Genomic DNA, 13,625 nt, shown 5'->3' with positions numbered 1-13,625 from the left:
TCAGAGCCTCCATACAGGTGCAGGCTCTTCTCTTTAGTCTATGATCAGGATAGTTTTCCCCATGCTCTGCCTGCTCTCTATCCAGTTATGGGCCTCAGCTGCCTCTGCCAAGCTGAAAGTTTTTCCGATTTTCATGCTTAGCCGGCCTGTTTCCAGTAAACCGATGATCTTTTCGGCAGAAGCTTTTACAAGATGCGGCTTTTTCTTGCGCACCATACCAAAGCTGAAGCCGAGGAGGGAGCGGCAGCTGCTGTGGAGATCACTTGTCTGTACAGTTCCAGCTTTTCCGGAAGCATTGCCGAAATTGACGAGCCTTCCAAAAGGTGCAAGGCAATCCAGACTTTTTTCCGTCACTGCACCGGCAACAGAATCAAGGACAACATCAGCACCTTTTCCTTCTGTCCAATCCATTACTTTTACCTGAAAATCTTCCTTTGTATAACAGGCTGCATAATCGGCTCCTGCTTCCATTGCGTATGCTGTTTTATCAGGTGAACCAGCCGTGGCAATCACTTTCCCTGCACCAAGTATCCTGGCAAGCTGAATGGCAGTGGTGCCGACACCGCCCGCGCCTGCATGAATAAGTACGGTTTCTCCATGCTGAATTCGCGCGACTTCTTCAAGCAGCTTGAGCGATGTTATTCCGGCAATCGGAAGTGCCGCTGCCTGTATATCTGAGATGTTTTCCGGGATAGGGAAGGTAAGCATGGCTGGGGCGACAGCATGTTCCGCATAAGATCCTTTGGAAGGAAACGCAATGACCCGCTGCCCTGGAATAAGGCCCTTCACACCGTTACCTAAAGCTTCTATCGTGCCGGTACAGTCTATACCAGGAATATAAGGAAGAGGACCGCCCCCTTTTTTGCCGTACCTGGCCTTAATATCGGCAAAATTCACACTGGCCGCCTTCACTTTAATCAGAACTTCCCCTGCAGCAGGCACCGGCCTTTCAGCTTCTGCCAGAATCATATTTTCTGAACCGCCATACTCCATAACATGTATCGCCTTCATAATAAGCCTCCTTATGTATCTGCTATTATCTATTTTAACTTTTGAAAAGAAAGTGAGGAATGACCAGAATATTATAATCAATCATAAGAAAAACTTATGTGATTAGATGACAAAATGAAGGGATTTCGGGGAAAATTAATTATTTCCTTTTAGAAGTTAGTGAAATATTTTCAGTACAGCCAATCCAGCTGTGGAGGAACTAACCAGTTTATAACTGAAAAATAGCCAACAAAATTATCTAACCCTGTTGATTGCAGTGGAAGGCACGCAGACTCCTGCGGGAGGTAGCGGCAATGCTGAGACCCCGCATGAGCGTAGCGAAGAGGAGGCTCAGCGTTGCCCCGCGGAAAGCGAAGTGCCTGGAACGGAAATCAGCAGCCTGCATGGAAAAGCAGACTTATAATAAGGCTGCCGGCAAAGTTGTTTATATAGTTAGCATTTCTTAGAGACTTAAAAAGTAATAGCCACAAAAGCTTTTTAAAGTCATATCCGGTATAATTTTCTTTAAGAATACAGAAAAGAGGACAAAGGATGAATTTTATTCGCAGTAAATTCAGCTGGCGGTTTTTTATTTTTTTAATACTGGCCGTCCTTATTACTAGAATGCCGGTCATCGGCGACTATTCCGGCATCATCAATACGCTCATCCATGAATCCGGCCATGCGCTTTTCGCCCTGTTTGGGGGAGAAGTCCACCATATTTCCCTTTTTGCCAATACAGAAGGTGTTACATACACAAGACATTCAAACTGGTTCGGGGGAGTGTTTACTGGAGCCGCGGGGTACGTTTTTTCTTCTTTTATGGCTTTCATTGCCTTTTGGCTGCTTGGGAAGAAAAAGGACAAAGTGCTGATCTTGATTCTCCTCTGCTTTATCATTCTTAACCTGGTTTTTTGGGTGCGGAATGCTTACGGGATCTTCTGGCTGATTTCATTTGGTGCCGGCTTTGCTGTTCTATTAAAGAAAGGGAGCCCTTCGCTCGTACAAAATGTCCTGCTCCTGATCGCATCCATCATGCTCGTTGAATCAGTCACAAGTGCCTTCGAGATTATGCTGCTGAGCTTCATGTCTCCTCAGACAGCAGGGGATGCAGCCAATCTGTCCGCTTCTCTTTTGCTTCCTGCACAAGTATTTGGGACCTTGTTCTTCCTGCAGGCGATTTGGTTCTGTTATTTGTCCGTAAAAAAAGGCATATATAAATTAAGCCGCTAATAAAAAGAATTTATTATCTGGACAGAATTTTACACATGCATTACTATGAGAAAACAAGGGAATTTACAGAATCAACCAGTTAAAGCCCAACTATAAAAACTGCGGAGGATCTATGAAACTGACGACTGTGATTAATCCTGCCATCCTTATTGCGACGGGGATGGCCGCTTCTTTTGCTTATGAAAATATCCAGCCGCATTCCCTGAAGTCCTTAGCCGTCTTCGTTTCCATCGGGCTCATCCTGCTGTTAACCGACAATACTCTGAAAAAGCTGTCTCTGGACAAAAAGGAAATACGCATGGAAACCGGCGTCTGGCTGATCATCGCTCTTATCCTTGGACCCGTGGCACTCTCTTTGATAATGGACGTGTTTTGGGCAGGAGTATAACTATATGAAAATAAATGAGGGTCAATATGAAACAAATCGTACAATATTATGTGATCAATTCTGACTTAAAAATGTCAGCCGGGAAAGCTGCTGCCCAGGCTGCCCATGCAGCAGCCATTAGTGTACTCACATACATGGAGGAACCACTTTTCAGAGAATGGCTAATGAGCGGCCAAACCAAAATCATGCTCTCCGGCCGCGAATCAGAGCTCAAGAAGCTTGAAGAAAAAGGCTATGTAACGATCAAAGACGCCGGAAGGACAGAGGTTGCACCAGGAAGCCTTACAGCAGCAGCCCTGCCGCCGATGGATAAAGAAGAAGCCAAAATGATTGTCGGGCATCTTCGGCTGTATAAATAAGCAGAAATAAGGGAGGTTCCTATGAAAACCATCTGCCGGGCCATAATCGTTCTTCTTGCTCTATTCACGTTTCAGGAAGGACTTGAAGCTCTCTCTGCACCCGATCCGGCTGAAGTGGAAGAAATGAAGCTCCAGGCCCCATTGCATATGGTTGGCAAGGTGCAAAAAGATGAGTTCTTTCATGATTTGCCGGACCAAGAATATCTCCATGTCAGGAAAATGACCATTTTACCCTCAAAAGTAATAAAAGCGCCCGGCAGCTTTGATCATGAAACAGCAGTAGAGGTTTATTATCATTATATTCCATCCTGGATGGCTGAAGAATTTACAGGTCCTGCCCGGATGGATATCGCAAAGGGAGATATAATAGAGATTTGGCTAGAGAAAGGCAACGATGGATGGGAGCCTGTCATATCCGGTTCATCTGTCATGCATGTGCATTATATGACAGAGCGTGAGGAAGCAGCAGAAGAGCCTCTCATTCATAAAATAAAAAGGCTTGCTGAAAATATCCTTAGAGAAAGCGGGATATTAACGGCACTGGTTTTTATTTTTCTGCTGCTCGCAATCACTTACTTATCAAGAAAACACCCAGCAAGAAAATCAACCTAAGGCTGTGAGAATGATTCCTCAAAATTCCCTTAAGAGTTTGAGTAGGAAAACTTATATTTTTTGGCACACAGCTGGTCTCATTCGAGGAAAGCGGGCATGGCGTTTTCCATGTTGTACCGGAAAAACAGAGATTTTTTGACTGATTCTTAAATAAAATCTTGAAGGAAAGCAGCGCCCGAGTTTTGCCGGGCGTTTTTTCACGTCTGCTGGGGCTTATTCCTTTGTGAAGTAAAATAAATCATTCACTATGCTTGTATAATTCCCATATTAATTCCATGTCATTGTTATTTCTTTAAACGATTCGCGCATACTACTATTAACAAAGGAGGATCGGAAGATGGAATTTCATCATGAACCAAGGCTCACCAGTGCTGAGATAGCTTACTTATGGAACACGTATATGGATGACAGTGCAACCCTCTGTATGATTTATCATTTTAACCAGAGAGTGGACGATCAGGATATCAAGGTTTGCCTGGAGCATACAATTAAATTGGCGGAAAGCCATATGGAAAGGGTAGGACAGCTTTTTGACAGGGAAAATATTCCGCTGCCCCGTGCCTTTCCGGCTGACCAGCATGTTAATCTTAATGCCGACCGTCTATTTACAGATATGTTTTATTGCGATTTTATGCTCAATGCGGCCAGGTTTGCAGTCCTTTCCCATACAATGGGCTTAAACATTTCATCAAGGGAAGATGTTTACATACTCTATTCAGAATTCAATGAAGAAGCTAACATTGTACTGAAAGAAATTCTTGATACCATGAAAGGAAAGGGGATATTTGTCCGCCCTCCTTATATCCCATATCCGGATAAGCGTGATATCGTAGAAAAACAAAGTTTTCTCAGGGGATGGATGGGAAAAAGAAGGCCCTTGCTTGCCATTGAAGCAGCACAGCTGTTTGACAATGGCATTACTAACCAGATGGGCAAGGAACTGCTGACAGGATTTATCCAGACCGTCAGAGATCCGCAAATAAAAGATTATTTCTTTAGGGGCAGAGGACTCGCTGCAGATTTTGTTTCTAAGGTGCAAGTCCTGCTGGGAGAGGACCTGGTGCCAAATGGGATGACCTGGGATTCAAAAGTGACAAAATCAACTGATGCACCATATTCAGATGAATTGATGCTGTTTTTAGTTTCTACTCTGAATGCTTTGGGAGTGGCCCGTTATGGACAGGCACTGTCCATGACGCTTCGGAGGGATGTTGCTTCCTATTATATGAGATGCTTTGCTGACACTACTGCCTATTCAGAGGATGGACTTGACCTCCTCATACAAAACAAATGGTTTGAGCAGCCGCCGCAATGTCCGGAAAGAGAAGAACTTGCCGGGAAATGACAGACTGGTGTTTTATATTTCTTTAAAGGTATCGTCAGTAAAGTACATAAAATTAGCCAGCTGCTGAAGAAGCACTCGACTAATGCTTCTCCAGCAGCTGGCCCGAAACTCAGGAAACGTTTTATGATCATAGCAAAACACCACACTCCATCCGTATATCACTTTTAATTTTTTGCCCTCAGCCGGCTTCCGCATTTGCAGATAATGCTGTGCTTTAATTGTTTTTCTGCAGTTTGGCATTTAGGGCATATCTTCTTATTCATTATTTTCACCTTCTCATTCAGAAAAATTATTATAAGGCAGAAGCCTCTGCACATTCCTTTCAGATTCCGCAGGGTTCCATATGTTAATGTTTGGTGGTCTGGCGGAATCCTCAATTTGCCTTCAGCACTGACCGGTTCCGGGGGAAGTTCGTTCAAATTCTTCAACATCATATACAATTTCAATTTGTTATAGACTGCCTTAATGCTCGTCCCCTTAAAGTTCATCGTGGATTACATTTGCTGTAGTATGGTTATCATGCTTCATTAGATGTTTAATAATGGAAATTCTTTTGCAGAGTGATTCTCAGTATTTCAGGCAGGGAAGAAGCTGTCCATGCCGGCAACCGTAATCGGGAACATGCGCTTTTCAAGCAATTTATAACAGGCACCAGCCGAAGCAGGTGCCTGTAATTGAGAATTTTGTCGATTATTGAGAATAGAGAAGGGCAGATTCAGACAAGGATTTATGCTTTTACCGGTACCTGAAGGCCCAGTCCTTGTGCTACTTTTGTTCCGTATTCAGGATCTGCTTTATAAAAATGCTCAATTTGGCGCAGCTTGATTTCATCGCTCTCAACCGGCTTCATGGCACCGACGATATTTTGCACGAGGCGGGAGCGCTCTTCTGCACTCATAAGGCGGTAAAGATCTCCGGCTTGTGTGTAATGATCATTATGATCGTAAGGAACGCTGTCCGCGGCACCTGTTACTGCAAAAGAAGCAGGCTTATTTTCCGGTGTTTCTTTAGGCCCTCCGAAGCTGTTTGGCTCATAGTAGACTGATCCGCCGCCATTTGAGTCAAAACGCATTTGGCCGTCCCGCTGATAATTATTCACTTCATTGCGGGCACGGTTGATCGGCAGTGCCTGATGGTTTGCACCGACACGGTAGCGGTGTGCATCATGGTAAGCAAACAGCCGTCCCTGCAGCATTTTATCGGGAGAGACATCAACGCCTGGTACAAGCGTGCCAGGAGAGAAGGTTGCCTGCTCTACTTCCGCAAAATAGTTTTCAGGATTTTTGTTCAATACCATCCGGCCAACCTCGATAAGCGGATAATCCTTCTGGGACCATACTTTCGTCACGTCAAACGGATCAAACCGGTATGTTTCCGCATCTCTTTCCGGCATGATCTGCACGCATAGCTTCCATGAAGGATATTCACCATTTTCAATCGCATTGAAAAGGTCTTCTGTATGGTAGTCGGGGTTTTCCCCGGCTATTTTGGCAGCTGCTTCAGGCGCCAGGTTTTTTACACCCTGCTCAGTCTTGAAGTGATATTTGATCCAGACACCTTCGCCTTCCTGGTTGACCCATTTGAAGGTATGGCTTCCGAAACCGTGCATATGCCGCAATGTGGCAGGAATTCCGCGGTCAGACATCAGGATGGTTACCTGATGAAGGGATTCTGGTGAAAGGGACCAGAAATCCCAGACAGCATTCGGATTCTTCAGGTGTGTCTGAGGGTGGCGCTTTTGCGTATGGATGAAATCAGGGAATTTAATGGCATCGCGGATAAAAAATACAGGTGTGTTATTGCCGACGATGTCATAATTGCCTTCCTCTGTATAAAACTTCACAGCAAAACCGCGCGGGTCGCGTACTGTATCAGCTGAACCCAGCTCTCCCGCTACAGTGGAGAAGCGGATGAAAAGCGGAGTGCGCTTGCCGACTTCAGAGAGGAATGCAGCCTTCGTATATGTAGTCAGGTCATTTGTGACTTCAAAATAGCCATGGGCTCCTGCCCCTTTGGCATGGACGACACGCTCAGGGACGCGTTCACGGTTAAAATGGGCCAGTTTTTCAAGAAGATGGACATCCTGGATCAAGGTCGGCCCGCGGGATCCAGCCGTCATCGAATTTTGATTGTCTCCTACAGGAGCGCCCCAGCTTGTAGTCAGTTTATTATTTGTCATCTGCAGATCACCTCTTAGTTTAATAGATTGCTTGTTCCATGTAACCAATGATATCACTTATCAATAAAAAATCAATACTTTTTTATAATAATTATTAATAAGTAAGCGGTTTAAAGAAATAGGAGTTAAAATATTTTCACAAATTATACTTGCGGCTTAAAAATATCTCTATGCCATAATGGAAAAGTTCATTACTGTGCAGTCTTTCTTCACCCGTTTCTTCCTATATCAAATATGGATTATCATCCTGCTTAAAGGGGTAATAGTCAGGAATACATGATATATTTCCTGCCTTTCACCCAATATTGTGATTGGGAAGTATTATTACATAACAAAACGATGATTTTATGGTAGGATTTAAGATAGATATTTCTATTATGAAGGGAACATTGGATATGAATGACACTGCCAAGCTACATGAAGAAGCCTATGAAATGCTGAAAGAAACAAGCCGGACCTTTTTGATCCCGATCAGTTATCTTTCCCCGGGCTTGAAGGAAACCGTTTCATCCGCTTATTTATGCATGAGGGCGATAGATGAGATTGAAGACCACCCCGAACTTGAAGCGGAGTCAAAGGACCATCTTTTGCGTTCAATCAGTGAACTGCTTAAGAAGCCCGTAAATCCCGAGGATATAAAATCCCTTTTCAATCCTTACAAATCCAAGCTGCCTGAGGTGACGCTGCGCCTGTATGACTGGATCAGACTCTGTCCTGCAGCCATCAAAGAAAAGGTTCTCGATTCTACCAGCACGATGGCAAAAGGCATGGCTGACTGGACGTTGAAGGGCTGGAACATCAGGGACGAAAAAGATCTGGATGATTATACCTTTTATGTGGCGGGACTTGTCGGCGTCATGCTTTCCGACATCTGGAAATGGCATGATAATACAGAGACAAAAAAGGACTTGGCGATTGCTTTTGGCCGAGGTCTCCAATCTGTCAATATCCTCCGCAATAAAATAGAAGATAAAGAGCGGGGGGTAAGCTTTTATCCCGATGGCTGGGACAATGACCAGATGTTCAGTTACGCCCGGAGGAATCTTGCGCTTGCAGATGCTTATATAAAAGATATAACTTCTGCCCCGATCCTGAATTTCTGCAGGATTCCGCTTGCACTTGCCCACGGAACCCTTTCTGCCTTGTCAGAAGGCAAGGAAAAAATGAATCGTGACAGTGTAAATGCAACGGTAAAACAAGTTGTTGCAGAATAGACTATAGGAGAATCCGGCCGGCTTGGCCGGATTTTTTTCTGTGTTTCTAATCTAAGTGTATCGAGGGAAAGGATGGGAGAGAATGAATGGGAAAAAGCATGCCATTGTAACAGGGGTATCCAGGGGATTCGGGCTTCTAATTTCCATAGAGCTCGCCAAAAGGGGCTATAGCGTGACAGCTGCAATGAGGGACAAGTCCAGCTCTGCTGAATTGCTGAAAATGGCAGAAGAGTCAGGGGCAGGGGATAAGATTACCTTGTTAGAGCTCGATGTAGCTTCAGAGGAATCTATTTTTAGTTTTCGCAGTTTCCTCCACAATCTTGGCTCAGTTGATCTCCTTGTTAATAATGCCGGCTTTGCCGGTGCCGGATTTGCAGAGGAAGTTGACCTTGCAGATTACAGGAGGCAGTTTGAGACCAATGTATTCGGCGTTTTTGCGGTTACTCAGGCAGTTCTTCCTTATATGCGCAAACAAAAAAGAGGAAGGATCATTAATATCAGCAGCATCAGCGGGAAGATAGGTTTTCCAGGATTGTCTCCCTATGTTGCCTCCAAGCATGCGGTAGAAGGTTGGAGCGAAAGCCTCCGTCTTGAAATGAAGCCTTTTAATGTGGATGTTGTCCTTATTGAACCGGGTTCATACAACACAGGAATCTGGTCAACGGGGAAAAAGGTTGCGAACCGATCTCTGCAGCCTGATTCGCCTTATTATACATACTATTCTCAGCTGGAAAATTATTTAGGCAGAAGCTCTGAAAAATATGGAGATCCCATTGAAGTGGCTGAGCTGTGCGGAAGAATTGCCGAAAAAAAGAAAACACGGCTGAGATACCCAGTCGGGAAGGGGACAGCTTTGATGCTGAAGCTGAAAAATACCATAGGCTGGCGGAATTGGGAAAGGCTGTTCTGGCGCATATTGTCTAACAAAAAATAAGTTAACTGGAAAATCATTATGTAAACTTGCTGAATGGCCGGCCCACCTATTCATCTAGGCTGGGCCGGCTGCATTCCAATCGTTCTGTAAAGAAAGAATCACCTGGCTTGTATGTTTTTCGTTTAAATATTCATATAACCCAATTGTGTTCGTCCAAGGATCATTTAGGATGCACCAGCGGGTTTGCATGCTTTGCTCGGTTCTAATCTGAATATCGTCAACCTCAATGCCGATTTCTTTCCTCAGGCGTTTTAGTTCAGTTTCCAGACTGGATACACCGAACCGTAGCAGGCCGCTCTCTGAATCCGGCTGTCCCTGGACAAGCCGGAAACAGCAACCGGGAGCAACCGACCATTCAGCAAAGTCTCCATCCTGCAGCAGATCCGGCTTTCTATTGAACAAAGGACTATACCAATCGATACCGTCATGAAGTTTAGGAATTTTGATCTCTGCTATCATCTCATAAATCATTCCAGCTTCCTCCTAATCATTGGGATAAGAGCTGAGTGAAGAAGAAACGCAGGCTATCAATATTTTTTCGATTTTCCAATCCTATTTTAGGGATAATATTATCTTATTCCCAGAAGGATCTGCAGTTAAAACCGAATCTCCTAGAATTTCGGCATTTATGCCCAGCTTCCTGATCCTTTCTGCTGCTGCACTGATTGATTGGGAATCTGGATAGATTAATTTATAATCCTTCATTCCGGGTGCATTTTCCCGGGCAGGCGGTGCACCAACCCCATTCCATGTATTAATGCCAATATGATGATGATAGTTCCCAGTGGAAAGAAAGAGAGCCTGCCCGCCATATTCTGCGGCAATATTAAAGCCCAGCCCCTTTACATAAAACTCTTCAGCTGCCTTCAAATCAGACACATGCAGGTGAATATGGCCCATAATGGCATCCCTCGGCATTCCTTTCCAGGGCAGCTTTTCTCCCAGGGCAAGAAGCTCCCCAACCTGCAATGCAGCAGTGTCCATCCTGACCATCCCACCGTCCCAGCTCCAGGATTCTGAAGGCCGGTCTGCATATATCTCTATCCCGTTTCCGTCAGGATCGGCAAGATAAATCGCTTCACTGACAAGATGGTCGGAAGCACCCTGGAGAGGCCAGCCGGTCTGGATCAGATGTGCAAGTGCTGACGCGAGTGCAGGGCGGTTCGGGAGCAGGAGAGCGAAATGGTAAAGGCCCGCAGACCTGGCCGCTTTTGTTTCAATGGCTGGCGGCTGCACCAGTCCAATCAGAACTGTTTTACCATCAGCAGTAAGTTCTGCCCTTCCTGCATCCAGGCGCATCACTTTTAAACCGATTATTTGTTTATAAAAAAGAATTGATCTCTCAAGGTCACTGACTTTGATTGTTATTTCGGAAGCGTAGCTTAAAGGTGCTTCATGAAAGCTCATAATATTATCCCCTTTAGTAATTTACTTACTTTATGTAAGTTAGTTTATGAAAATAACTTCATTCCGTCAAGAATAAAACAACAAAGATCAGAAATTTTATAAATACGAAACTTTATGTATACTATAACTATAGGAGTGAATTTAGATGAATGCTTCAAAGATTTGCCCGAAATTTGAAAAGGCAATGAGCATACTCAGCCAGAGGTGGACAGGACTGATCATTTATCAGCTTTCGAACGGTCCGCAGCGATTCTGCACTATAGAATCTTCCATTTCTATCAGCGGAAGAGTTTTGTCCGAGCGGCTGAAGGATTTGGAAAAGCAAGGCATCGTCCTTCGTCAGGTATTTCCGGAAACGCCCGTCAGGATTGAATATTCGCTGACCGAAAAAGGGGAGGCGCTCAAACCGGTACTCTATGAAATTGAACAATGGTCTCAGAACTGGATAGAGAAAACCGACAGCAAATAAAAGCCATGCATGACAGCATGGCTTTTATTTGCTAATGGAGTATAATTCATAAAAACTCAGCATTTGGCTGTTTCTATCCTTCAGCAGCAGAAGAGAGGAGAAGCTTGGCTCAGGCATGAGGATGCCTGTCCAAATTTCAGCTAGACCGCTAAAACTGCCTGTTTTCCTCCCAGGCTGAATAAAGCCCGCTTCCGCTGCAGCCAGGGCACTCAAGTGAATTGGTATAGTACACATATTCATTGGCATGAAACGCATTGAACCCCCGTCCAAAGCAATCAGGGCATTTGTCAACCGCCCGCATCCCGGCAATCCGGTTCTCTTCCCGTGCAGCCAGCCAGTCCTGGAAGGATTTTAGAAGACCCATGCTGTTCACCTCCTTTTCCATATATAGTGTTATAATAGCAGTGTGTTTTTATACCTTATTTTTCTATATTATATTCAGAATATTGTGAAATGTTAAGGGTGTTTCTGTATTTACAGAAAAAAATTCATGTCAGCACATTCATTTTTGCACCTGTCAGAAAAAGGAGTTAGGATGCTGATAGGGATTGGATACCCAATCTTGTTTAATCCCTAATAGGAGGAGCTATATACCCAGCATGGCTCCTCTTTTTAGGATAAAGATTTTCTGAATACGATGCGGCAGCCTTTCACAGGGCTGTTTTTTTCTTTGATTGCAAAGGTTTTTGATTAGAAATAAATTGTGTTAATCTAATATGGAGATCTTATAGAGAAGGGAAACAACAAGGATGATAGTGAAAACAGAAGAAGATATAATTGGAATTAAGGAGATAGGCAGCATCGTTGCAAAAATCCGCGATGAACTGATTGAGAAAACGATTCCTGGCATTACTACAAAAGAACTTGACGAGCATGCCGGAAGGCTTTTTGAGCAATATGGAGCCATATCCGGACCAAAGGGAGAATATGATTTTCCCGGCTACACATGCATCAGTGTGAATGAGGAGGTTGCTCACGGAATTCCTGGCAGCCGCATCATCAAGGAAGGTGATCTGGTCAATATTGATGTTTCGGGATCAAAGAACGGCTATTTTGCGGATACAGGCCTTTCTTTTGTGGCAGGAGACAAAGCTGATGACAAATTGACAAGGCTATGCAGGACAGCCCAGCTGGCATTTGATGCAGGCCTGAAAAAAATCAGGCCGGGAAAAAAGCTGAACGGTATTGGAAAGGCTGTCCACCAGACAGCTGTCAATGAAGGTTATACGGTCATCATGAACCTTACCGGCCATGGAATCGGCCGTTCTTTGCATGAAAAGCCTGACCATGTCCTTAATTATTATGATTCATGGGATACAGGGCTTCTCAGGGAGGGGATGGTCATTGCGTTTGAGCCGTTCATTTCAACAGCAGCTGAGGAAGTAGTGGAGCTTGGTGATGGATGGACTTACGTTACTGAAGAAAAAAGCTATGTCGCTCAAATCGAGCATACCCTTATAGTGACCAAAGAAGGCCCGGTCATTGTTACATTATAGAATAACAGGAAAATCCCCCGGATCATCCGGGGGATTCTTCGCGCTTAATAGGTTTCTGTGTTTACAGTAACTTCTATATTTCCTCTTGTAGCTCTGGAATAAGGGCAGACGCCATGTGCCTTTTCCGTCAGCTCTTTCGCTTCCTCAAGGGAAACGCCGCTGACTGCTGCATTCAGGACAACTGCCAGGGCAAGGCCGCCATCGCTTTCCTTCCCGATTGTCACTTCAGCTGTTACCTTCGATTCTATTTTCTTGCGTTCCTGCCTTGCAACAAGATTGAGGGCACCATCAAAGCAGGATGCATAGCCAGCTGCGAAAAGCTGCTCAGGATTCGTCCCATTTTCAGTTCCTTTTCCGCCTAAAGACTTTGGCATGGCAAGGTTAAAATCAAGATTGCCATCATCTGTACGAACCTTTCCGCTCCGTCCGCCTTCAGCCGTTGCTTTTGCTGTATACAATTTATCCATGTTCCACACTCCTGTCCATTTTCTTACACTATATTGTTCCCTAATTACGAAAGGCGAAACCGGGGAAACATATTGAGGTTCAAAAGTGCAAGCTGAGCCTGATCATGTCCCGGCAGATAATTCCGTTTTCATATATTTCTTCGGGATAATGCCGGGTGAAATAATCAAATTCAATGCCTGTTATCCGGAATCCATGCTTCTGATATAAAGCAAGCTGCTGTATGCTTGAATTACCTGTGCCAATTTCCAGGGTATGAAATCCGGATGCCTTTGTATATTCAATCGCATGCTTCAGCAGCTGAGTACCAATTCCACGGCTCTGGGCATGCTCATATACAGCCAAATTGATAATTTCTGCTGTTTGTGGCCGGGTAAGAAGGAGGACGCAGATTCCTGCCAGTTCCTCCCCCTCGTAAGCTCCCCAGCAAATCCCTTTTGCAGCATAGTCCCTGACAGCTTCAGGAGAAGGATCTGCCAGCAGCAGCAAGTCAAGCGGAGGCTGTTCCTCCATTTTTTTTATAGCAGGCATCTT

18 protein-coding genes are annotated in these 13,625 nt (G+C 44.6%); 10 read left to right on the top strand and 8 right to left on the bottom strand.

Annotated features, from left to right (window positions below; all coding sequences use genetic code 11):
* Positions 1-33 precede the first annotated feature (33 nt).
* Positions 34-1,011 carry a quinone oxidoreductase family protein gene (locus LCM00_RS01955; protein ID WP_224897363.1) on the bottom strand — a complete coding sequence of 326 codons (978 nt, stop codon included), beginning with the start codon at positions 1,009-1,011 and terminating at the stop codon, positions 34-36.
* A gap of 293 nt (positions 1,012-1,304) precedes the next feature.
* Between LCM00_RS01955 and LCM00_RS01950 the strand changes: the two genes are divergently transcribed.
* The 6 genes from LCM00_RS01950 to LCM00_RS01925 all read left to right on the top strand — a co-directional run bounded on the left by LCM00_RS01950 (position 1,305) and on the right by LCM00_RS01925 (position 4,927).
* Positions 1,305-1,457 carry a hypothetical protein gene (locus tag LCM00_RS01950; RefSeq protein WP_224897361.1) on the top strand — a complete coding sequence of 51 codons (153 nt, stop codon included), beginning with the start codon at positions 1,305-1,307 and terminating at the stop codon, positions 1,455-1,457.
* An 85-nt stretch (positions 1,458-1,542) separates the two neighbouring features.
* A complete protein-coding gene (locus tag LCM00_RS01945; RefSeq protein WP_224897359.1) occupies positions 1,543-2,223 on the top strand; it encodes a M50 family metallopeptidase in 681 nt (226 codons plus the stop codon).
* Positions 2,224-2,335: 112 nt separating this feature from the next.
* Positions 2,336-2,611 carry a hypothetical protein gene (locus LCM00_RS01940; RefSeq protein ID WP_224897357.1) on the top strand — a complete coding sequence of 92 codons (276 nt, stop codon included), beginning with the start codon at positions 2,336-2,338 and terminating at the stop codon, positions 2,609-2,611.
* 26 nt (positions 2,612-2,637) lie between these two features.
* Positions 2,638-2,970, top strand: a complete 333-nt coding sequence (locus tag LCM00_RS01935) for an aminoacyl-tRNA hydrolase (RefSeq protein WP_224897355.1) — start codon at positions 2,638-2,640, stop codon at positions 2,968-2,970.
* Between the two features lie 21 nt (positions 2,971-2,991).
* Complete coding sequence (locus LCM00_RS01930; RefSeq protein ID WP_224897353.1) at positions 2,992-3,582, top strand: hypothetical protein; 591 nt, start codon at positions 2,992-2,994, stop codon at positions 3,580-3,582.
* A 337-nt stretch (positions 3,583-3,919) separates the two neighbouring features.
* Positions 3,920-4,927, top strand: a complete 1,008-nt coding sequence (locus LCM00_RS01925; RefSeq protein ID WP_224897351.1) for a DUF3231 family protein — start codon at positions 3,920-3,922, stop codon at positions 4,925-4,927.
* Between the two features lie 164 nt (positions 4,928-5,091).
* On the opposite strand, the gene LCM00_RS01920 is transcribed toward LCM00_RS01925, so the two are convergent.
* The gene (locus LCM00_RS01920; protein WP_224897349.1) at positions 5,092-5,415 is read right to left on the bottom strand and encodes a hypothetical protein; all 324 of its coding nucleotides are present in this window, start codon (positions 5,413-5,415) and stop codon (positions 5,092-5,094) included.
* A 239-nt stretch (positions 5,416-5,654) separates the two neighbouring features.
* Entirely contained in the window at positions 5,655-7,106 is a 1,452-nt protein-coding gene (gene katA / locus LCM00_RS01915; RefSeq protein WP_224897347.1) for a catalase KatA, read from the bottom strand.
* 395 nt (positions 7,107-7,501) lie between these two features.
* Between katA and LCM00_RS01910 the strand changes: the two genes are divergently transcribed.
* Together LCM00_RS01910 and LCM00_RS01905 are read left to right on the top strand one after the other, a co-directional pair.
* Complete coding sequence (locus LCM00_RS01910; protein ID WP_224898136.1) at positions 7,502-8,320, top strand: squalene/phytoene synthase family protein; 819 nt, start codon at positions 7,502-7,504, stop codon at positions 8,318-8,320.
* A gap of 82 nt (positions 8,321-8,402) precedes the next feature.
* Positions 8,403-9,254, top strand: coding sequence for an SDR family oxidoreductase (locus tag LCM00_RS01905; RefSeq protein ID WP_224897345.1), 852 nt, complete (start codon positions 8,403-8,405; stop codon positions 9,252-9,254).
* A gap of 54 nt (positions 9,255-9,308) precedes the next feature.
* Here LCM00_RS01905 and LCM00_RS01900 read toward each other — a convergent pair whose 3' ends face one another.
* Complete coding sequence (locus tag LCM00_RS01900; protein ID WP_224897343.1) at positions 9,309-9,725, bottom strand: VOC family protein; 417 nt, start codon at positions 9,723-9,725, stop codon at positions 9,309-9,311.
* An 81-nt stretch (positions 9,726-9,806) separates the two neighbouring features.
* On the bottom strand, positions 9,807-10,661 hold the full coding sequence (locus LCM00_RS01895) for a VOC family protein (RefSeq protein ID WP_224897341.1): 855 nt from the start codon (positions 10,659-10,661) through the stop codon (positions 9,807-9,809).
* Positions 10,662-10,806: 145 nt separating this feature from the next.
* Between LCM00_RS01895 and LCM00_RS01890 the strand changes: the two genes are divergently transcribed.
* On the top strand, positions 10,807-11,130 hold the full coding sequence (locus LCM00_RS01890) for a winged helix-turn-helix transcriptional regulator (protein WP_224897338.1): 324 nt from the start codon (positions 10,807-10,809) through the stop codon (positions 11,128-11,130).
* A 148-nt stretch (positions 11,131-11,278) separates the two neighbouring features.
* Here LCM00_RS01890 and LCM00_RS01885 read toward each other — a convergent pair whose 3' ends face one another.
* A complete protein-coding gene (locus LCM00_RS01885; RefSeq protein WP_224897336.1) occupies positions 11,279-11,494 on the bottom strand; it encodes a methionine aminopeptidase in 216 nt (71 codons plus the stop codon).
* A gap of 385 nt (positions 11,495-11,879) precedes the next feature.
* On the opposite strand from LCM00_RS01885, the gene map reads away from it, so the two are divergent.
* Positions 11,880-12,626 carry a type I methionyl aminopeptidase gene (gene map, locus LCM00_RS01880; RefSeq protein ID WP_224897334.1) on the top strand — a complete coding sequence of 249 codons (747 nt, stop codon included), beginning with the start codon at positions 11,880-11,882 and terminating at the stop codon, positions 12,624-12,626.
* Between the two features lie 44 nt (positions 12,627-12,670).
* On the opposite strand, the gene LCM00_RS01875 is transcribed toward map, so the two are convergent.
* Together LCM00_RS01875 and LCM00_RS01870 are read right to left on the bottom strand one after the other, a co-directional pair.
* Positions 12,671-13,093 carry an organic hydroperoxide resistance protein gene (locus LCM00_RS01875; protein WP_224897332.1) on the bottom strand — a complete coding sequence of 141 codons (423 nt, stop codon included), beginning with the start codon at positions 13,091-13,093 and terminating at the stop codon, positions 12,671-12,673.
* 79 nt (positions 13,094-13,172) lie between these two features.
* Complete coding sequence (locus LCM00_RS01870; RefSeq protein WP_224897330.1) at positions 13,173-13,622, bottom strand: GNAT family N-acetyltransferase; 450 nt, start codon at positions 13,620-13,622, stop codon at positions 13,173-13,175.
* Between the last annotated feature and the right edge of the window lie 3 nt (positions 13,623-13,625).

Source organism: Bacillus infantis, assembly GCF_020171945.1.
Taxonomy (GTDB): domain Bacteria; phylum Bacillota; class Bacilli; order Bacillales; family Cytobacillaceae; genus Bacillus_AB; species Bacillus_AB infantis_A.
The sequence above is the reverse complement of the archived record's forward strand: the minus strand, read 5'-3'. Positions and strand labels throughout refer to the sequence as shown.